This is a genomic window from Blautia sp. AM23-13AC (genome assembly GCF_003435675.1).
Lineage (GTDB): Bacteria > Bacillota > Clostridia > Lachnospirales > Lachnospiraceae > Fusicatenibacter > Fusicatenibacter saccharivorans.
In genome coordinates this window covers 38,866-61,054 of record NZ_QTUL01000013.1, presented here as the reverse complement: position 1 = coordinate 61,054, position 22,189 = coordinate 38,866, and the positions used below count along the sequence as shown (strand labels likewise).

Below are 22,189 nucleotides of genomic sequence, written 5' to 3'. Positions count from 1 at the left end.
AAAGCAAACCACCTTTTAACTGTTTATCTTTTGGGATATTTCTGCAATATTTAAAAGTTATAATTATACCGAAAGGAGTGAATGGCTATGACTTTACCATTTGAAAATGATACAAATGCAGTTGTCAAAAAACTTGCCAAACAAAATATTAAAGCAAATCACCGGACAGCACTTTCTATTATGTCTGCCATATTAATTGCAGCTACTTTTATGTGTACATTATGTTCTCTTGTGCAGAGTTATTGGAATCAGAGAGTGCAGCAGGAAATTTTTGATTCAGGGAATTGGGATGCACAGATATTAGAAGTTCAGGCAAATCAGATTGAACTTATCAAAAAGAATGAAAATATCAAAGACGTTATGGTAAAAGGAAATAACCAAACATTCCTATTATCGTTTAGAGAAAATGATCCTTATCTTTTAGTCCAAAATTGTGATGCAAAATATTGGGAATCCATGCATGAAAAAAATTTAATTATACGTGGAAGAGTTCCAGAGGCTCCGGGTGAAATTGTTGTTGGGAAAAAATTTTTTGAGGATAATCCTTCCTTCAAAATCGGTGATACCGTTGATTTAGAATTAGGTGAACGGAGAAAAGATAATAGAATTGTTGATTTCCTGTCCCCACTTCAAGATGGGGAAGTATTTGTAAAAACAGATAATGTACAGTATACCATTGTTGGAGAAATTGATAGGACAGTTTCCAGTGCATATAATGGTTATCCTGCATATGGTTGGCTCAATCTGGAAGAAACGCCAAAAGATGCTAGTGTAGTTGTATATACCCAGACAAAGAATCCAAGGAAAATCTATGAAACAGTCCCTCAGATTGCACAGGCTATTGGTTTGGAACAAGATGAATATGGTGAATATCCATATCGTTATCATACAGCTCTGCTCGGAATGTATGGAATTTATGAGCCGGGGCACTTCTGGAGCAGCGATTTACCTAAACTTTTTCTTTCACTTTTGATAGTTGCTGTTGCTTCTATGACGGTATTTGCCTATATTATCCGCGGAGCCTTTTCCATTTCTGCTAAGCGAAAAATAAAGGAACTTGGAATATTAAAATCAATAGGTATGACGCCAAAACAGATACGGAAGCTAGTTAAATATGAAGCACGTTGGTTATCTTTTTTTCCAATTGTTATTTCTATAGGACTTGGTCATTTGCTTTCTTATGGAGTATTGACCGCATATTCCAAATTGACACGCGAAGTAACAGGAAATCAGATTTCAGTTTCTTTCTCACCATGGATTGCAATCATTTCAATAATGCTTTCTTTTTTAACAGTGCTCTTAGCAGCATCCGGACCTGCAAGACAAATGGGAAAAATACGTCCAATAGAAGCTATAAAGGAGAATTGGAACAATGTTTCTTTGGAAAAATCAGCAAAACATACCTTTTTAAAAAGGTGTTTTGGATTTTTGGGGAAAATCTCAGCTAACTCTCTTATCGCAAATAAGAAATTATTTCGGACCTGTACTGTAACATTATGCTTATGTATGGTACTCATGTTTAGTTTTCTGGCTGTTTTTTCTGTTTCGGATGTTAATAATACGAAAGCAGAACATGATAATCCTTTTGATATAAATATTACATTAGAATCTGGTCAGCGGATAGAACCGGCGCTTATTCAGAAATTAAAAGATCTTCCAGACGTGAAAGAACAGACAACTTATACGATGGCAATGTGTGCAAGTTGGCTTTCGGAGCAAGAATTGTCTAAAGAATTTCTTTCATATGGAGGATTTGATACGAAAGCAGCTGGAGAATATGTTGTTAAACGTGATGGCAGATATAGAATTCCTTGTACATTAATTGGTTTGGAACAGGATACTTATAATGCTTATCTAAAGAATGCAGGAATTTCCTCCCATAATTCCAGATCAGCTATTATTGTTAATTCAGTTGCAAAGAATCCGGATGCTAGGGGTTATGAAGCAAAAAAAGAGCAGGTGTCATATCTGGATATAAAAGAAGGTCAGAAGTTACAATTAACGGAAAAGTTTTTAGACTCTGTTCAAGGAAATTATAGTTTTGATATCCAAATATCTTCTGTACTTACAGAGATGCCAGACATAGGTTTGAATGTTGCTTTTTATACTCTGCCTATTATTGTACCTATGGAAGAGTATTATGATATTATAAACAATTTTGGGGAAGATCGTGCAGTATATAATTATAGAACCTATATGAATCTTCGTACTGAGCAAGGGAAAGATGTTACAGTACAAAGTCGAGCGGATCAACTTTGTGGTGAATATTTGAGTAAGAATGATTTTTTTACTTCCAGTAAAACACAACGAGCAGCTGATAGAGATAAACTGACAAATGCTACAATGTTAATTGTTTATAGTTTGACAGCACTTTTTGGGATTGTTGGTATTTCATCGGCAGTGGCAGCTATATTAAATAGTTTATATCAAAGGAAAAAGGAGTTTGCTATGTTGCGCTCTGTCGGTCTTGATAAAAAAGGGCTATGTCACTTACTTTATACAGAAGGATTTCTTCTTGTAATCAAACCTTTGTTAATAGGAATCTCAATACTAATTTTAGTCAGTACCATATTAATTTGGCTACAAGATATAACAGTTATAGAATTTCTTAAGGTTTTTCCGTTCTGGGGGGTAGTAGTATATATCATACTCACATTTGCTATCATCAGAGGAATCTATATGGTGGCATCCCGGAAAATTCGTAGGGATATTATTGTTGAAGTTTTAAAAGATGAAACCGTTTAGGATTATGAAAAATGAAATACATCAAATTAAAACATTTTTAAATAGTTTCACAGAGTTTTAGGACATTTCTGCAACATTTGACCGTTACTATATACTCATCAAACAAAGAAAGGAAGTAGTGATTATGATAATTTTACAGACAAAGGATTTAAAAAAATATTATGGCACAGAACCTAATATAACTCGTGCTTTAGATGGTGTAAATTTTTCTGTTGAGCAGGGAGAATTTGTAGCAGTAGTAGGGACTTCAGGTTCCGGAAAATCCACGTTGCTTCACATGATGGGAGGATTGGATACTCCAACATCAGGAAGTGTAGTTGTGGCAGGGAAGGAACTGGCTAAAATGAATGATGAACAACTTACTATTTTTCGCAGGAGGAATATCGGGTTTATCTTTCAAAATTACAATCTGGTTCCGATTTTAAATGTTTATGAAAACATTGTCCTTCCGGTAGAGTTAGATGGAGATACCGTAGATCAGAAATTTATGGATGAAGTTGTTACTATGCTGGGATTGGAAGATAAGCTGAAAAGCATGCCCAATAATCTTTCCGGTGGTCAGCAGCAGAGAGTGGCGATTGCAAGAGCCTTGGTTGCTAAGCCTGCAATTGTGCTGGCCGATGAACCTACAGGTAACCTTGACTCTAAAACCAGTGCGGATGTTTTAGGACTGCTTCAGAGAACCAGTAGAGAGTTCGATCAAACGTTAGTAATGATTACACATAACAATGCTATTGCGCAGCTTGCTGATCGTATTGTGAGGATCGAAGATGGAAAAATAGTAGGGTAGGGGGGAGTTGTATGACGTTACCTTTTGAAAATGATACAAAAACCATAATAAAGCGTATATCTCGCAGGAATATATCAGCAAATCGAAAAAGAAATATCTTTATTATTATTACGATTGCACTTGCGAGTACATTATTATCTGCAATTACCCTTTATGGATTTGGAATTACACAGAAAACAAAAAATCTAAATAAAAAAACAGCACAGATTGTATATCATGCAATTTCAGAAAAAGAGGGTTCGGAATTATATAAAGAAAAAGAGATCGCGTGGATTGGAGAATTTTTCAATGCATTTTCGGAAGAAATAAACCATTCAACCGTAAATTTTACTTACGCAAATGCAGATATGCTAAAATCTCAAAGTATGCCTTATTCGGGAAAGTTACCAACTGCGGAAGATGAAATTGTAGTACAGGAATCTTTTTTGGACAGCTTGGGGTATTCAACTGAATTAGGACAGACAATTAAAATACCATTTTCTGACGGGATGAATCATGATTTCAGGTTGACAGGAATCTTAAATGTTGAAACTGGAGATATTGGACGATATACAGCTATTATATCGAAAGAATTAGTGAAACAACAGTATGGAAATAATACGGTTATAGATTATTACCTTGGATTAAAAGACGCTCAAAACATGAGCGAAGAAGATGCTACGGAATATGCAGACATTCTTGCAAAACAATTACACATCCCCGATGATAATGTGATTGTTCGCTCCACTTATTTTAATGTGAAGAGTGAAAATTCTGGAAGTGAAATGCTATTTTATTTCGTGATTGGATTTGTAACTTTTATTGGCTCCGGCATTGTGATCTATTCCATTTTTTATATTTCCGTTGCAAGTAATATACGTAACTATGGACAGCTTCGCACGATTGGAACAACGAAACGGCAGATTAAAAAAATGGTTTACCGAGAAGGGAAGTTACTTGCTGCTGTTGGGATTTCCATTGGTTTGATTATAGGTAACGTAATCGGATATTTTCTGATTCCGGAGGGCTGGTACTGGCTGACTTCCTTATGTGTGACGATTGGGTGTGGGTTCTTTGCTTTTACAATGGTAATGCTCTCTATTCATACTCCTGTAAAAAAAGCTGCCGCAGTATCTCCAATGGAGGCTCTTCGATATTCGGATTATAAAGGAAAGTCTAAAGAAAGTTCGGCGCTGTACCGAAAAATAACGCCTGCATCACTTGCTAAAATGAATCTGTCTAGGCAAAAAACAAAATCTATATTAACCATATTTTCACTCGCATTTGGAGGCGTGTTAGTTGTATTGATTTCAACGATATTAGTTTCCTATGATGGAGTTGCAGAAGCGCGTGGGAGGGATTTTTCAAAAGGCGAATTTAATATTCACCTTAATGCTAATCAATCCTTTGATACTGCAAAAGTTTCGTTGACTAAATTACAACAAAAAAATATGCTGAATGAAAATTTTGTGAAAACAATCGAAGCTATCGATGGTGTTACCGGAATCAAGCGGTGGTATTATACGGACGCAGAATATCGTGTAAATGGAATTTCTGAAGATTGGATTCAGGGATTTAGTCAAGATGAACAATCTGATTTAGAAAAAAATCTCATAAAAGGAACCGCTGATTATGATGAATTGATTGCGGACAATGGAATTATCCTATTACAAGAACGTGCAGATCTCAATGGAATGGATGTTGCTTTAGGTGATACAGTAGAAGTTGATTACGAAAATGTATCCGGTGATATTATGACGAAAACTTATACTGTGAAAGGCATAGTAAGCGATTATAATTATACGGGATTCGATAAATGTTTTACTCTCCCGGAACAACTTATAAATGAGGGAACCGGGATGGATTGCACAGGTACTATTTCCGTAATTACAGACAAAGATAAATTCGATACAATTGAAACTTCATTAAATCAGCTGATAGATAAAAACAGTGATTTGGTTATGGATACCATAGAAGAAAGCGTAAATTATTATAATAGAAATCAGCAACTAGTTTTCGGTGCATTTCTGATAGTAGCTATCATTGTTGTGTGTTTTTCGCTGATCAATCTCGTAAATACAACCATTACAAATTTTTTGTCTCGGAAGCAGGAAATTGGAATGTTACAGGCGATTGGTTTAAGCAAAAAACAACTCATCAGAATGCTTTGCTATGAGGGCATGATTTATTCACTCTTTGCTGTGCTTGTAACATTGATTTTAGGAGTTGGACTTGGGATTTTATGTATTCAGATCATGCGGTCATTAAATCCATATTTTTTCTATTCATTCCCATGGCCGGTTGTATTGATATATTCGGCTGTTCTGTTGGCTGTTCAGTTGATATTAATTGCATATACAACGGGAAATTTGAAAAAGCAATCTCTTGTTGACCAAATCAAAACAATGGAATAAAACGAATTGGAGCAGGGAAACTTGCTCCAATTTTAGCTGTATTATGTTATAATGCGGTTTAGGAGGATTGTTATGAATACAGAAATTTTAATTATTGAAGATGATCCAGTGATCCGTAAAGAACTGCAAACAGTACTGGAGGGAAATAAATATCACACATCTGTTATTGAAGATTTTTCTGATGTAACAGAACAAGTGCGAAAAATAAATCCACATCTGATTTTATTGGATATTAAATTACCGCAAGAAAATGGGTTTACCATTTGTTCTGGCATTCGGAGTTTTTCACAGGCTCCGATTATCTTTGTTACCAGCTGCAATACGGATATGGATGAATTGAACAGTATTATGCTTGGAGGAGATGCTTTTATTACAAAGCCCTATCACACAGCCATTTTACTTGCAAAGATTGCTTCCTTGCTGAAACGTGCTTATCCTGATACACAAAGCAGACATCTGACTTATCAAGGAGTTTCTTTATCTTTAGAAACTGGAACAATAGAAGCGGAAGGAAAGCAAACAGAACTCACAAAAAATGAACTGAAGATTATGTACTATCTATTTGAACATGCCGGAACTATCTGCACAAGAGCAGATCTGATTGAATATTTATGGGACAATCAGCTCTATGTAGATGATAATGCATTGAGTGTAAATATTGGACGTATCAGAGAAAAATTATCAAAGATTGGTGTTAAAGACTTTATTAAAACGAAATACCGTCAGGGGTACACATTATGAATGGAAAACAGTATTGGAAAGACAAAATCCCTATTTTCATCATCAATATCGTCTGTATGGTATTGTTATCGGTTTTTCTGTTCTTTGTAGGAAATAATGTAGATAGTATTGCAGTGATTCTTATCATCTGGACGATGTTACTGGCTAGTGTACTGACGTTTACCTATCATCAGCGAAAAAGGAGATTAAATAGATTAGTAAAGATGGCAGAAGGACTGGAAGAAAAATACTTGTTGTCAGAGATGCTTCCGGAACCGGAACATGCCGAAGAACAGGTTTATTTTCAACTCTTAAAAATGGCGTCCAAATCTATGCTGGAACAGATTGGAACAGTAGCAAGGGAGAGACAGGAGTACCGGGAATATATTGAGCAGTGGATTCATGAAATCAAAACACCGATTACTGCAATGAAACTGTTGTGTGAAAATCATAAAGAGCCTTTTACCAGAGAACTGATGAGGGAACTGGAAAAAACCAATCGCTTTACAGAACAGGCGCTTTATTATGCCCGTAGTGAATATACGGAAAAGGATTATTCTGTTCAGGAAATCCGGTTATTTGATGTGGTGCATCAGGCGATTGCAGATAACAAGTATCTTTTATTGCAGAATCAGGTTGCCTTAGAGACAGAAGAGAGTGAACTGACGGTTTATTCGGATGACAAATGGCTCCGATTTATTCTGGATCAGTTGATTGTCAATGCTGTAAAATATAGCCGGGAGCATCCCGTATTGCACTTTTATACCAAGGTGCAGGGAGATCAGATTTTTCTTTTTGTAGAAGATCATGGAATCGGGATCTGTGCAAATGATCTGCCCCGTATTTTTGAGAAAGGTTTTACCGGGCAAAATGGACGTATCCGGCAAAATGCAACCGGTATAGGGCTTTATCTTTGCAAAAGACTTTGTGATAAGCTGGGAATTGGAATTGCCGCTCAGTCAGGCGAGACAGGAACGACAATGATCCTGTCCTTTCAAATCAATCATTTTATTCATCAGGTGCAGGGCTAAGAAAAGCCCTGCATTTCTTACATTTTTGTTAGAATTTTGTTAGAAAACTTGATACAAACACAGGCAGAAATCCGTTACAATCATAATATCAAAAGACGAGGTGAAGTATCATGAAAGAAATTTTAAAATTAGACCATATTCAAAAATTTTATGGAAATGAAGGCAATGTAACAAAAGCGATTCAGGATATTGATTTTTCTGTGCAGGAAGGTGAGTTTTTAGGCATTATGGGTGCATCAGGCTCAGGAAAAACAACGATGCTGAACTGCATTTCTACCATAGATACGGTAAGCGCAGGGCATATTTATTTGGATGGTACAGATGTAACTGAGATAAAAGAAAAGGCGATTGCAAAGTTTCGGAGAGAAAATCTGGGATTTATTTTTCAAGATTTTAACCTGCTGGATACTTTAACCATTAGTGAGAATATTGCTCTGGCTCTGACGATTAACCACATTCCGGTCAGGGAAATAGAACCGAGAGTGGAAGAGATTGCGAAAAGTCTGAATATTGCTGATATTTTGGATAAATATCCATATCAGGTTTCCGGTGGACAGAAGCAGAGATGTGCTTGTGCCAGAGCAATTATCAATCACCCGAAGCTGATTTTGGCGGATGAACCGACAGGGGCCTTGGACAGCCACTCATCTCAGATGCTGCTGTCTACCATGCAGAGTATGAATGAGAATCTGGGGGCAACCATTCTGATGGTTACACATGATGCATTTTCGGCAAGCTATGCCAATCGTATTTTATTTTTACGTGACGGTGTAATCTTCACTGAAATCTTAAAAGGCAGGGACACCCGTAAGGTATTTTTTGATAAAATCCTGAATGTTCTTACCATGATGGGAGGCGGGGTAAGTGATGTATATTAAGCTCGCAATACAAAATATGAAAAAAAGTATACGAAATTATGTAATCTATTTTGTTACCATTACTCTGACTGCTGCCATGATGTATTCCTTTCTTTCGCTTGGATTTTCAAAAGACGTCCTTTCTATGTCTGAAAATATGTCCATGCTAACATCAGGCATATTGGGAATGTCCGTTCTTGTAGCATTGATTGCATCTTTTGTAATCAGCTATGCAATACGCTTTATGCTGGAACAAAGGAAAAAGGAATTCGCCACCTATGAATTACTGGGAATGGAAACCTCAAATATTCAAAAACTATTTTTTATTGAAAATGGTGTGATTGGAATGGCTGCATTCTTTATAGGAACTTTTTCAGGAATTGGACTTTCCGGAGTGTTGGTGCAGATTATCAACCATATTTTTGAGATGCCGCATACCTATCATATTTCCTTTTCCATAAAGGCTTTTGCAACAGCTTTTATACTTTTTATGCTCATGTACGGTATCGGAATATTGCGTGCAGCAAAGGTTATCCGTAAACGTAAAATTGTAGATATGCTTTATGATCATCAGAAAAACGAAAATGGAAAGAAGCATTCTGTAAGATTTCATATTACACTGATTATTCTGTCGGTATTATGTATCCTTACGGGAGGCTGTCTGTTGGCAAAGGGAATGTCTGTTCAAACAAATGTATTCTACGTTTGGATGATTGGCGCTGTAATTTTATCAGCAATAGGAATATACGAAATGTATCGTAATTTACCAGTATTGCTGTTAAGACTTTTGAATAAAAGTAAACGTAGAAGATATAAGGACATCAACCTATTTTATTTGGGACAGATTGGAAGAAAAGTAGATTCTGCCGGAAAGCTTATGGCAGTCATCGCAATCCTTTTAACGGTATCCCTGAGTACGATGTTTGCAGGTCTTTCTACGGGAGCAGGATATAAGGCGAATATGGAGGCTTATTATCCATATGATGCGGGTGTTGCGCTGGATGCTCCACTGACGAAAGAATGCCTACAGCCAATGATAGAATTTACGAAGCAGCAATGTAGCGTAGAAGATGAACTGATTTATTATCTTTATGCAACAGATGCTTATCCGGTGGAAGCATTAGCGTTGTCCGATTATAATCATTTACGTTGTATGCTTGGATTAAAATCTGTAAGTCTGTCTTCAAATGAATTTTTTATTCATTGTGATACATGGAATTATGTAGAGAAAATTCAAAAAGCGTTAGAGCAAACAAGCGAAATTTTGTTAGCGGGCAGTGTTCTCGGAATTGCAGAAACAGCAATTTATACAGAACCGATGGAACAATATCAAATGGCAGGCACAAGAGGATACATTCTGGTAGTGCCTGATCAAGTGGCAACCCAGCTTTCCGGTGAAAAAATTCGTTTGGTAATGAAATTAGAAAATGGAGGATATCCAGAATTAAAACAAGCGCTGAAGAAGTTTTTACATGATCCTAATGCATGGACTCCTGTACTTCAGGATGGAAAAGGTTTGCCAGAACAGGTAACGATGGGCGTAACGGTAAAGGCATGGGGCATTGAAAACTCTTTAACTGGATTTGCAGCAATTTCTTTTTGTGGCTTATATTTAAGTATTATTTTTATTATTTTATCTTCTACAATATTAGCTTTTGAACAACTTTCAAAAATAGACTATAATCGACGTAATTATCAGATTTTGGATAAAATGGGAGTGGCACAAAAAACAAGAAGAAACCTTATAAAAAAAGAAGTAGGGGTTCTGTTTTTCATTCCGGCGATTCTTCCGATGATTATAATGATGTTTCTGATTGTAGGGGCAAATCAAGTATTTGGAGAAGCAATTTTGCAGGAAAATCTATTCTTGACCTATGGAATCGTTACATTGACAGTATTTAGCGGGATTTATTTGCTGTATTATTGGGCTACAACCTCCGTTTTTCAGTATGCTGTCTTAAAAAAGGAATTTTATAAATGAGAAACGCAATAAAATACAATATTTTTTAGAGATTAGGACATTTCTGTGACATTTGTGTTTTACAATTAAGCTATAGAAAAGAGGTGTTCTTATAATGAAAAGAAAGTATGAAGTTATTGGTATTGTGATCGATACAGAAAAAGAAGCAGAAAAATGTTCATTTTTATCCGCTGTATTGGATTGTAAAATTGAAAACTTTGCAAAAATTACTGATTTTTTTTGGGGGGGGGAGATAGAAAGGTAAGGGAATATCTTTCTAATCTTCCCACATTAAAAAATGATCCACTTTCAATTCAAGCGATGCTGGAACTTGCTGGTTTGAAAATGAAAGAAAATTGTCAAATAGAAGAATTAACATTGGGAGAGAAAAAAATACTGTTTTTGATAAAACTTGTTGCTGATACCTCAAAACAATATATATTTCAAAGTTTGTTTCAAGATATGAAAGAAAACGAGGTTCAAAGCGCCGTAAGATTAATAGTAGAAATGTCAACTTATATGAATGTAATTTTGCTCAGTTCATCCTCAGAAGGGTATGAAATCTGTGATAGAGTGATTCAGTGGTCTGGGAATGATGGAAGAGGACACATTTCGCGCAGTAAAATCAAAGATATGTGCATCATGCCGCCTTTTGTTATGCGCGATATATTGAAAGTGATAAGGGCAAGTGAAACTGCTGAAGCTGTAATTCCCTTATGGGAAGTGATTCCTGGAGAGTATGAGGAATATGCACATCAGGTCTTAAATTCGAATGCAGGAAAGAAAGGATTTTCTTACCGTTATATTTCTCATAGACCATTTAGAAGTGGAGATATTTATTGGATCATGGAGCATCAATTGCAGGAGCTGAAAGTTGATGGCAGACCATGTTTTGAAAAAGTGAGTCTCATGACAGATGAGGCAACCATTCATGTAACGTGTAGTGAATATTTCTTCTGGTGTTGTAAGGAACTGGAAACTATTTTTTATCATTATTCGGAAAATCATGTGGAGGAATTGTAATATGAGAAGCAGAGAGATGGGGGTGTGAAGAAAAACAGAATTATAGTAATTGCGGATGAAGGAGAAGTGCTATGGGAAAGCTTGGTTTTACCGGAACAGCAGACAGAGATTTATCAGGCAAAAAATATTCAGGATGCCCTTTCTCATTTGACAGTGTTCTCGTATCATTTGATTTTAATTGCAGTAAAGCAAGAACCGGAAATCATATGCCAACTTGTAGAAACCATCCGAAAGATGGTGATAACACCTGTGATTGTTTTATTACCGGATCATTCTGAAATGCGAAATAAGATCATTCAGGCCGGAGCGGATGTAGTATTGACGCAACTGTGTACAGAAGAAATCAGCCTGCAGGCATATGCATTGATCCGCCGCTATACAGAGTGGAAATCGGAAAGAAAAGAAGAAGTTCCTGTCATAGTTGGAAAACTGGAAATCCTTCCACTTCAAAGAACAGTAGAATGGGAGCATAAAAGAATCCACGTTGTAAAAAGGGAGTTTGATTTCCTATATCTGTTAGCGTCTACACCGGGAAGAGTATATACATACAGTCAGATCTATCAGCTGGTATGGCAGGAGTACCCACATGGGGATATTGCAAATATTATTTACTGTATGGTACATCGATTGAAACGGAAATTGAAAAAAGTAGATGTAAGTGCAGAACATATAATCATCAGTGTAAAAGAGGTTGGATATTGTTTAAGAGGTTATAAGGAATCATAGAAGGCAGGTTTCTGAAAATGGAACCTGCTTTTTATGGTAAGATTTGGTTATAATTGTAAAAGAAATGACAGAAAAACTGACAGTTATTTGACAGACAACTGACAGTCTGATGACAGCTTAGTTTTGTATACTACTTCTTTATGGAAAGAATGGACTCCGTTCCATGACATAAAGGAGCAGTGTATGTGCCAGAAAGAGCTACAAAAGAGAAAAACCTAACTTCATATACAACGTTTGGTGGTGTCGCAATTCAAAACAGGATTGCGGCATCTTTCTTTTTGTGGAGCAAACTCTGGTTTATACGGTCTTCTGTCTGTGAGAAGGCAAGGTCACCGCCACCACTCCGATTTGATTTCAAGAAATTCAGATCGGAGGAAGAAGGAATGGCTTTTAATAAAGCAAAAGAAGAATATAAATGGAAACAGTGGAAGGAAGCTGAGGAATCAAAAATGAGGGAATTGGGAGTTCAGGAAGAAATCATTCTTAAGTTACGAGAACAAGATTGGGAAGATTTCAAAAAGGAAAGGAATTATAATGAGCATCAATTCCCAAATTCAGATGTAGTAGAAATTAGTTTAGCAACTATGTGCAGTGCAGATAGGGAAAACATAACTACAGTAAAGGCTCTGTTAGATGAAATAGAAAACGAAGCACTTTTTAATCTATTGCGTTCGGCAGATAAAGAGACTTTGCAGATCGTATTTTTCCGGATGTTGGATATTCCAACAGAGCAAATTGCTGAAAAAATGGGATTGACTCCAAATGCGATTTATCTGAGAATCAACCGTTTAAAAGAAAAAATAAAAAAATTGAAAATGGGAGAAAGAAAATAGGAAAGTTTGCTGGCTAATAAGTAAAGGGATGTTTTTCCTTTTAAAGTTCCTTGACAACCACATACCAGCATTACAGGTACGTTCCCAAAGATAGAAGCGTGACAGCATAAGCGCCAGGACGGATGGGGACAAGCACTGCTGGATTGTTATGGAAAGGTCTGTCCAAAGACTATGGCGGATCATTTCGTGAGAAAACTGTCAGTGCCTGTTCTCATTCTGAGCGACTCCTTATAGCTGTGAATGGACTTTCGCAGGTCTTTCGCCAGGAGCATCGGAGGGGGATAATGATACGAATTTCTTCCCATAAGGAAGAGGATGGACTCTAAGTTGTAATCAGCAAGACTTTCAGAAAATCTGCGAGCGGTGCCAAGCGAAGCATCCGCCTGTAATGTTCCCTACCATAGATGTGGTGTGGCAGCCGGGGAGTCGAGGACAAATACGGTGCCAAAGAAAAGAAGAAACGATAAGAAATCAAAAAAGAGTGTGTCGTTGATATCAGATACATGCGGCTGTGGGAAAATGTCACAGCCGTATTCTTGTGGTATTAACGCCATGCGGAAAGAAGTACTATGTTTTATAAAGTTGAATATCAAAAAAGAGCGCATCAGGAAGTGGAGAAGATCTTCCGGGTGCTATTTCCGGAACAGGGACTGGCAGTCAGGGAAGAGCAGATCCGTCTATGCCATGAAATGCTGGATACTCTGCTGGGAGAACAGATTGCCTTGTGTGATGCAGGGGTAGGAATTGGGAAGACCTATGCCTATCTGGTAGCCTGTGTATTATTGCGGAAGTATTCCATGCTGACAGGGCGAGGAAATCCATTGGAACAGCGCCCGGTGGTGGTGTCCACCTCCAGCATTGCATTGCAGAAAGCCATTTTAACAGAATATATTCCCTTTTTGTCCAGGGTGCTGCTGGAGCAAGGAATCATTCAGTCCCCGCTTCGGGCAGTGGTGCGAAAAGGGAAAGAACACTTTGTCTGTGACAATAGGCTGGAACAACGAATCGAAGCAATCCGCCATAAACAGAAGAATGCTGTTCAAAAAGCAGCATTACTGTCCTTGCGAAAGCATTACGATATGGATAGCGTAAAGAATCTGAGCGGGTTTGACAGAAGGCTGGTCTGTGTGCCGAAATTCTGTCCAAGAGAATGTCCGGGCAGGCAGATGTGCCGCTATCAGAGATATCTGGAAGAATCCAGGAAACAGGATGTGTTCATTCAAATCTGTAATCATAATTATTTACTGGCAGATGCATATCACAGAGCAGAAGGATACAAGCCTTTATTGTCTGATTATCGGACGTTGATTGTAGATGAAGCTCATAAGTTACCGGAAGCGGCAAGGCAGATGTTTGGAAAAAACCTGTGTATGGATGATATCCGGGAAATAGCATATTATCTGGAACGGGAGCATCAGAAAGAAGAGGCAAAAATCCTGCGGACAGTCATGCATGACGCATTGCATGTTGTTGGTGCAGAACACCGAATTGGAAAAGGAATCCGGGAAACGTTCCGTAATACAACAAATAGTGTGGTTTCTCTGTGGGAAGGCGTAGAGATGCTGGAATTTCTTTTAGAAAAGCTGGAGCGAAGTGTTCCAAAGTGGATACGGAACCGGCTGGAAGAAGCAAAGGATGTGCTGGAGTGTTTTTGCAGCAGCGATGGGAATTATGTCCGCTATCTGCGTCTGGATACAGAACAGCTTCCCATTTTGTGTGCAGCCAGCCGGGAAATCCCAGAATTACTTCGGAAGATGTTATGGAATCGGGAAGAAGGTGTGTCTGCCATCTTAACCAGCGGAACGCTAAAGGCAGGCGCAGGCTTTTTGCGCACCCGGCAGATCACCGGGCTGGAAGGAAGGGCAGGAGTGCAGGAATATGTGGCAGAGTCCCCTTTTTCCTACGAAAAGAATTGTCTGCTATACCTGCCAAAGACGTTGGATCATTGCAGGAGAGGAAGCCGGGAAGAGGCGGTGATGGTGGCAAATCATATCCATTCCCTGATCTGTTCCACTTATGGGCATACGCTGGTACTGTTTACTTCTTATACACTGATGGGAAGTGTGTACCAGCTTTTAAGAGACAGCTTGCCGTTCCCCATGGTGGAAGTATGGAGACACTCCCAGGAAGAAATTTTACGGTTTAAGACCATGGAAAATGGGGTGTTGTTTGCAGCCGGTTCTTGTTGGGAAGGGGTGGACTTTCCGGGAGATATGGTATCCTCTCTAATTATTGTGAAACTGCCTTTTGCAGTACCAGATCCGATCAGTGAAGCAGAGAAGGAGACGTATGACTCTTTGGAATCCTATATCCAATCTATCATTGTGCCGGATATGCAGAAGAAACTGCGCCAGGGATTTGGGAGAGCCATTCGGACAGAAACTGATACTTGTGTGGTGTCTATTTTAGATATTCGGGCGGTAAAAGGCGGCAAGTATCACGAAGATGTGATGTGTGCGCTTCCGTCCTGCCGGATAGCGGAAGAGTTGAAAGAGGTACAGGATTTCATCCGCAGCCGGAAAGGTGTAGAGTATTATTTGTAATAGGCAAAATTCTCTTTCCAGCCTTGTTGCTTGTGCTTATTTTCCAGACGCTTTTAGGGGAAAAGTTTAGTACAGTTTTTGGGGCGGTTTTGGAGGGATTGTTGGTATTGATGAATAGCTATTTGAACATGAAGTGGGTATAATGTGTATAGCGTTAGAGGAAAGGACGGTGAGCAAAATGGCACGATATGCAGTGGAACATATCTGGGAAGGAAAACAGGAATATTTTTTAATCCGGGATCATCAGAGCTGGCAGATGGTGCTGTTCCCGTCCAAGTATCTGACGCATTTGATCCGAGCAAACCGTTCCCCGAATACCGTTGGCCGCAGGGCAAAATCCATCCGGTTCTATCTGGAATATCTGGATGAGAAAAAGATGGAACTGTCCCAGGTGGCGGAACTGGAATTCCAGGAACAGTATGAACATTATGTGGGATTTCTCCACTGGCTGAAAGCCGGAAACCATTTGCATGAAAAGAAAGAGAAACTGCCAAGCAATAAAACCTGCAATGCGTACTTAAAAGACGTGTTCAGGTTTTTCTGTTTTTTAGAGCTGGAATCAGATATGGAAAGGCTGAAAGTGTTATATTATGACAGTTTTACCACCCATGATTCCATCGGTGTAAAACGGAAGCTGCGGTTCCGGTCATTCAATGGCTATCTGAAAGAGGAAGAACGAAACGTCCGTCCGGCAGAGCATCAGGAGATTTTGGAACTTTTGAAGCAGTGTACCAACTGCAGGGACCAGCTTCTGATCATGCTGCTGGCAGAGACCGGATACCGGATCGGCGAGATTTTAGGGGTAGATTATACCAGAGATATTGATTATGAAAGACACACCATCCGGGTATTCTTCCGGGATGACAATGAGAACAAGGCAAGGGCGAAGAATGCGGCGTACCGAAGATCCAAAGTCAGTGATGCCACTTTCCAGTTTTTACTGTTTTATTTGTCCAAGTACCGGGAATTTCTGCAACACCAGCCGATGCTGTTTGTAAACATCGAAGGAGAGACAAAAGGAAAGGCACTTCAGGTGGACGCAGTTTACCGGATGCTGGAGCGGATGGAGAAAAAGACAGGCATCCATACGACACCTCATATGCTACGGAGATACTTCGGAAATATGAGGCGGGATGCCGGATGGCCACTGGAAATGATCAGTGAGGCATATGGACATAAGCACATCGATACGACCATCAAATATCTGAACCTTGTAGATGACCAGCTTATGGAAGCCAGCGACCAATATTATGCAAAACATTCTGCTCTTTATGATGTGGAGAAACTCCTGTAGGAGGTGAAGAACATGCCCGCTTATCAATTACATATTTATGAACAGCAGGAAGAGCGGGAAGTACTGGAACAAAAAATCTGTGAGCAGGTGGATGCCTGTACAGAGGTAAATGGAACCATACGAAACCGGATAAAGAAGTTCCTGATAGAAGAAGGAATTACTGATATTTCAGAGATGGACGCAGTCCTAAGGGTCCGCTACGAAGAATATCTGGAAAGGAACGAAACCGTTCTTGCACCGATTACCTGCTTGCGGGGATTTGATGGAATCGTGATTCATCGGATGAAAGAAGAACTGCAGACACTGGCAGGGAGAAGAAACTATACTACAGAGTATCAGGAACAGTGGATGTGCCTTAGCCATTATCCGGAGATTGAGATAGCAGAATCTTTTCTGACCAGCAAAGATGGAAAGGAACTGCTATGGGATTTTACACTAGAGTGTCCCCAAAATTTGAAGATGCAGATTTTTACAGTGCTGAAAGAGGTGATCCATACCTACAAAGGCCGTTACAGAAAAGAGAAACTGCTGGCACTGCAAAGGCTCTATCAATTTTGTGCGAAGCAACAAGTAGCTGATATTGAGATAATGACACTGGCCAAAGAACAGCAATTTGAGCAGGAACTCTCAGAACATTTTAGAGGGGAAAAGAAAAGTGCTGTGTTTGGTATCCTGCGGATGAGCAGAAAAATCCTATTTTTACAGGCACCGGAAATTCATTGGAATGCGAATGTGTGGTTTTTGGAACGTTTCCATTTTTCCAGAGAACGAATGAATCCAAGCAAGCCCGTGGAATGGGTATCCTTTAAAGAGGTGACCAACCTGGAAAATCAAAAGATTTTGCAAAAATATCTGCGGTATCTGTTTGGAATCACAGATTTATCTATCAGTACCATCCGAATCAAGCTGCTGGAACTTCGTACATTCCTGGCACACTTCAATGGAGAGGAAAAGCCGATCTATGAAGTGGAGGCAGAGAAGATTCAGAGATATCTGGAATCCGTTCAGAGACAGGATACCCGTGAAAAAACAGCAAATGGAAGAATCTTTATGATTTTACAGTTTTACAATTTCCTTGTAGTCAAAGGATATCTGAAGAAGATTCCCTTCCGGCATACGTATTATCTGCAGAAAGAAATGCATGTACACCATGACCGCAGTGTACCGGAAAGAATCTATACGGAAATTTTATCGAAGCTGACAGAGTTTCCGGAACATCTGCGGTTGATGTTCTTGCACTTATGGTGTACCGGAATCCGGGGGAGCGAAGTATGTACCCTGACAGGTGGTGATTATGAAGAGAAGAATGGAGATTACTGGCTGAAAGTATATCAGGTGAAAATGAAAACGTATAAGCGGATTCCCATTCCGGAAGCATTGTACAAGCTGGTGCAGGTGTACAAAAAGAAATATCAGATCGGACCAGAAGAATACCTGTTTAAAAGCAAAAAAGGTGGAGCATTCCAGTATGCTACATTACGGTATCAAATGTTGAAATACTGTGAGAAAAATCAGATTGCAGATGGAGAATATATATTCAGATCCCATGATTACCGCCATAACCTGGCTACGCTTTATTATGATAATGGTATTTCTATCCAAGCGGTACGAGATTACTTGGGGCATGAATATGAAGAAATGACCAGGCAGTATGTGGACTATATGCCAAAGAAACTGGAAAAAGCCAGTGAAGCATACTTCCAGGAAGAAACCCACAGCTTTGCGGCGGAACTGATGAAAGGAGAGTTCCATGGATGAAAAAGTATATCTAATAGATTTGAACTGCTATGCAAGAGCAGATGAAAAACAGAAAAAGAATGTAAAAGAATCCCATTGTTTTGATTTTGGTCTACTTCCAACGAAAGGACTCCAAAAAGAATTCCGTTCATTTATTGAGGAACGAAGTCAACAATGTGCATTGGCAACGATGATACAGGAACGAGTGATCTATCAGAGATTTTGCAGAATGGTAAAGGATAAGCACATCCGGGCAGAGAGCCTGCAGGAACTGGAGTGGGAACAATGGCTGCTAAAAATCCGAAGCTGGCTTCTGGAACATGGGCAGAAACTGACCATGCAGGGAATCAGCGTATATGGGAAAGAAAAGACAGTGCCATCGAGCCTCATCACTTATGTGCGGAAGGCATATCGATTTACAGAAGCCAAAGAGGAACGGGATGAGATTGAGAAAGATATCTGGACATTAGAGAATCTGGACATTGCCTATAAAAAGAATCCGATTAAAAATGTGCAGACTTTGAATTTTACAGCGATTATCCAGGATGACTTACGGGAAGAAACAAAAAAGGCAGTTTATGAACATTTACATCATGAAGCGATTGCAACAATTATCAAAGAACTGACAGCCATCCGGAGACTATCCAAATATCTGAAAGAAACATATCCCGATATCCATTCGGCAGAAGAACTGAATCGGGAGTTGCTGGAAGAATATCTGACGTACCTTGCAACGGAAGCGGAGGGCGTAAATAATTACCGGGCAGATCTGACGAACCTCCGGGGACTGCTGGAAACCATCGGAAAATTATATGGATATTCGCATCTGGAAAGTTTATTCCTGACCAGTGACCTTCCCAAACAAGTGCAGCCTAAATTGAAATCTTATTCAGACAGTGAGCTGATTCGTTTTAATGCAGCGCTTGCAGAACTGGATGAACAGATTGAGCGACTCATGGTCATTCATCAGATGTTAGGAACAAGGATATCCGATACCCTTACCCTGCAGACAGACTGCCTGTATCGGCAGGACGGACATCCTATGATCCAGATCCGGCAGATGAAAACAACTACATTTGTGAAGCCTATCAGTGCAGAACTGGAACTGCTGATTGAAAAAGCAATGGAATATACCAAGAAAAGGTATGGAGATACACTTTACATTTTTGTGGATGAGAAAAATACCAAGAGACCCCTGCAGTACAATACCGTTCAAAATAAGGTGATGGATCTGATTCAGAAAAAAGACCTGCGGGACGATAAAGGAGAATTGTTCGGATTTGGAACGCATATGTTCCGCCATGTATATGGTATCCGCTTAACAGAACTGCATCTGGATGACTGGACCATCGCAAAACTACTGGGGCATACATCCGTAAAGAATGTGAAATTTTACCGAAAGATGAGCCTCCAGATCATCGCAGATGAAACAAGAGAAATCAGGGCAGAGATGAGCCGGATGATCCGGGCGAATCTGGCCGGATGGGGGAAAGAATATGAGCAAATATGACAAGATGCTGGAAGTAAACCATAAGCAGAGCGTGGAGAAAATCCAGCGGGCAAAACTGGCAATCCAGGAAATGATTGAAGAAGAGGATAAAGTGACCGTTCCCAAACTGATGCAAAAGACCGGACTGTCCAGAGGATTTTTCTATAAGAACCCGGAAGTGCGAAAGGCAGTAGATCGTGCCTTGCAGCTACAGGCTGGCATGGTAGATAAGAGAAGAAAGATTTTAGATATGGCAATGGACAACCGTATCCTGCAGCTGGAGCAACAGGTAGCGAAACTGAAAAGAGAGAACGAGACATTACGAAAAGAAAGTGAAACAATGCGAAAGGCATTAAATAAAAGAGATTTGAATCTGATCAAGAATTTTTAATGAAGAAGAAAATAATCAGCGGCTGGCAGGGGCGAGAAGAACGTGCCTGCTGGTAGTTGTTGAAATAAAAAGGTATTGTTGATGTTTAGATTGTGTGAGACAATAGAGATGTTAATTATATTCAGCCATAATTGGAGTTCATGATAAAGGAGAATACAATATATGAAGAAATATGTTCAGGAAGCAACGGATATAAATATCTGGACATCCATAAAGAACAATACTTTTGGGAGAAATAAAGATATAAAAGAGTTTATAGATGGGTTAGAACTCATAGATGAAAGTGCCTGCATTAGCTTGGATGCGAAATGGGGAGATGGAAAGACATTTTTTGTCCGACAGATTGAAGAAGTGTTAAAATATGTGTTGGCAAATCAACGGGCAGATGAAGAAAATCCGATTGAGAAAATTCCATCTTATGAATATTTGAAGGACAATGAAATGATGGCTAAAATAGATTTGAAGCATTCTTATTTGCCAATCTATTATAATGCATGGATGTATGATAATCATAGCGATTCACTTATGTCCCTGTTGTTAGTCATGACAAAGACTTGCAAGGGAGTTTATGATACGAAAATAGATTCTGAAAAAATTAGTGAAAAACTAATAAAAGCATTGTCAACGTTACCTATTTCATTAGGTGAATTTAAGATGAATCCATTTACAGTAGCTGAAAAGCTACAAGTGAAAAAGGTAGATATTTTATCACTTGTACAGACTGAGGAAGAAATCCGGGAACGAGTAAAAGGAATCTTCAATGACATTATTGTAGAAAGAGCGCAGAAACTGATTATATTTATTGATGAATTGGATCGCTGCAGACCATCTTTTGCCATAGAAATGTTGGAGAGAATCAAACACTATTTTGATGATGAGCGTGTGATTTTCGTGGTGTCTCTTAATAAGGAGCAGTTAATACATACCATAACAAGTTATTATGGAAGTGGATTTGATGCAACCAGATATTTGAATAAGTTTTTTGATGTGAATATAAATCTTCCAGTAATGGATCGGTATCAAAAACAGTCAATAGAATTTTCTGAACAACGAACAGAGAGAAAATATTGGTTGCATCAACTAGCGGAAGAGTTGAGTGACTATTATCACTTATCTTTGCGAGATAAACTGATTTACAAGAGTCGAATTGAATCAGTACCAAGTTCTACAGGAACATACATAAGTTCAGAGTCATATTTTATATCACTATTTGTAGCATGTATTATATTACTTGATATTATTGATATTCCAGAAAAGAAAAAATTTTTAGAGGGGAAAAGTACTTTTGTTGCAAGCGTATTACCAGAGTTAAAAGCTTACCAGAGATTTGTAAATAGATTGATTGGAGATGGAAATAGTACAGTTGAAGAAAGTCAATTTCAAAGTAATTGCGAAGAAGTTGTGAAAGTATATAAATATGCATTTGAAACAGAATCAGATGAATATTATGAAAGGTTTGAAATAAGCCGAGAATTAAAACAAAAATGTATTGCAGCAAGCAATGGACATAAGTATTATTAATATATAAAAGCAAGTGGGGACTTCTGGAAAGAAAAGATCTGCTTGCTTTTAACGTATAAAGAAAATGTACACAGTACACAAATGTACATACCGTTAAAGCCCCTATTTTCAAGGCATAAGGGGATAGGGGTACAGT

Annotated in this window: 17 protein-coding genes; all 17 read left to right on the top strand. The window is 38.7% G+C overall.

Features of this window, described 5'->3' with window-relative positions; translation table 11 throughout:
• The first annotated feature begins 87 nt into the window (after nucleotides 1-87).
• The 17 genes from DW642_RS12930 (at nucleotide 88) to DW642_RS12855 (ending at nucleotide 22,053) form a co-directional block, all read left to right on the top strand.
• Nucleotides 88-2,745 carry an ABC transporter permease gene (locus DW642_RS12930; protein WP_117510427.1) on the top strand — a complete coding sequence of 886 codons (2,658 nt, stop codon included), beginning with the start codon at nucleotides 88-90 and terminating at the stop codon, nucleotides 2,743-2,745.
• Nucleotides 2,746-2,869: 124 nt separating this feature from the next.
• Nucleotides 2,870-3,535 carry an ABC transporter ATP-binding protein gene (locus DW642_RS12925; RefSeq protein WP_009247978.1) on the top strand — a complete coding sequence of 222 codons (666 nt, stop codon included), beginning with the start codon at nucleotides 2,870-2,872 and terminating at the stop codon, nucleotides 3,533-3,535.
• A gap of 11 nt (nucleotides 3,536-3,546) precedes the next feature.
• Entirely contained in the window at nucleotides 3,547-5,928 is a 2,382-nt protein-coding gene (locus DW642_RS12920; RefSeq protein WP_117510426.1) for an ABC transporter permease, read from the top strand.
• A 72-nt stretch (nucleotides 5,929-6,000) separates the two neighbouring features.
• Nucleotides 6,001-6,669: a response regulator transcription factor gene (locus DW642_RS12915; protein WP_117510425.1), complete on the top strand. Its 669-nt coding sequence runs from the start codon at nucleotides 6,001-6,003 to the stop codon at nucleotides 6,667-6,669.
• The gene (locus tag DW642_RS12910; RefSeq protein ID WP_117510424.1) at nucleotides 6,666-7,679 is read left to right on the top strand and encodes a sensor histidine kinase; all 1,014 of its coding nucleotides are present in this window, start codon (nucleotides 6,666-6,668) and stop codon (nucleotides 7,677-7,679) included. The genes DW642_RS12915 and DW642_RS12910 overlap by 4 nt, the downstream gene beginning before the upstream one ends.
• 110 nt (nucleotides 7,680-7,789) lie before the next feature.
• Nucleotides 7,790-8,557 (top strand): ABC transporter ATP-binding protein, encoded by a 768-nt coding sequence (locus tag DW642_RS12905; RefSeq protein WP_117510423.1) that lies wholly within the window; start codon nucleotides 7,790-7,792, stop codon nucleotides 8,555-8,557.
• A complete protein-coding gene (locus DW642_RS12900; protein ID WP_117510422.1) occupies nucleotides 8,547-10,517 on the top strand; it encodes an ABC transporter permease in 1,971 nt (656 codons plus the stop codon). The genes DW642_RS12905 and DW642_RS12900 overlap by 11 nt, the downstream gene beginning before the upstream one ends.
• Nucleotides 10,518-10,611: 94 nt before the next feature.
• Nucleotides 10,612-10,761, top strand: coding sequence for a hypothetical protein (locus DW642_RS15895; RefSeq protein WP_009247972.1), 150 nt, complete (start codon nucleotides 10,612-10,614; stop codon nucleotides 10,759-10,761).
• 80 nt (nucleotides 10,762-10,841) lie between these two features.
• Nucleotides 10,842-11,519 (top strand): hypothetical protein, encoded by a 678-nt coding sequence (locus DW642_RS12895; RefSeq protein WP_226836765.1) that lies wholly within the window; start codon nucleotides 10,842-10,844, stop codon nucleotides 11,517-11,519.
• A 24-nt stretch (nucleotides 11,520-11,543) separates the two neighbouring features.
• Entirely contained in the window at nucleotides 11,544-12,245 is a 702-nt protein-coding gene (locus DW642_RS16020; protein ID WP_009247970.1) for a response regulator transcription factor, read from the top strand.
• A 185-nt stretch (nucleotides 12,246-12,430) separates the two neighbouring features.
• Entirely contained in the window at nucleotides 12,431-13,078 is a 648-nt protein-coding gene (locus DW642_RS16330) for a sigma-70 family RNA polymerase sigma factor (RefSeq protein WP_049892855.1), read from the top strand.
• Between the two features lie 569 nt (nucleotides 13,079-13,647).
• Nucleotides 13,648-15,621: an ATP-dependent DNA helicase gene (locus DW642_RS12880; RefSeq protein WP_064786675.1), complete on the top strand. Its 1,974-nt coding sequence runs from the start codon at nucleotides 13,648-13,650 to the stop codon at nucleotides 15,619-15,621.
• A 178-nt stretch (nucleotides 15,622-15,799) separates the two neighbouring features.
• Nucleotides 15,800-16,915, top strand: coding sequence for a tyrosine-type recombinase/integrase (locus DW642_RS12875; RefSeq protein ID WP_055172826.1), 1,116 nt, complete (start codon nucleotides 15,800-15,802; stop codon nucleotides 16,913-16,915).
• A 12-nt stretch (nucleotides 16,916-16,927) separates the two neighbouring features.
• Nucleotides 16,928-18,673 (top strand): tyrosine-type recombinase/integrase, encoded by a 1,746-nt coding sequence (locus DW642_RS12870; protein WP_117510420.1) that lies wholly within the window; start codon nucleotides 16,928-16,930, stop codon nucleotides 18,671-18,673.
• Nucleotides 18,666-20,162, top strand: a complete 1,497-nt coding sequence (locus tag DW642_RS12865) for a tyrosine-type recombinase/integrase (RefSeq protein WP_117510419.1) — start codon at nucleotides 18,666-18,668, stop codon at nucleotides 20,160-20,162. The genes DW642_RS12870 and DW642_RS12865 overlap by 8 nt, the downstream gene beginning before the upstream one ends.
• Nucleotides 20,149-20,532: a DUF6262 family protein gene (locus DW642_RS12860; protein ID WP_117510418.1), complete on the top strand. Its 384-nt coding sequence runs from the start codon at nucleotides 20,149-20,151 to the stop codon at nucleotides 20,530-20,532. Before DW642_RS12865 ends, DW642_RS12860 begins: the two co-directional genes overlap by 14 nt.
• A gap of 162 nt (nucleotides 20,533-20,694) precedes the next feature.
• Complete coding sequence (locus DW642_RS12855) at nucleotides 20,695-22,053, top strand: KAP family P-loop NTPase fold protein (RefSeq protein WP_117510417.1); 1,359 nt, start codon at nucleotides 20,695-20,697, stop codon at nucleotides 22,051-22,053.
• Nucleotides 22,054-22,189: the final 136 nt, after the last annotated feature.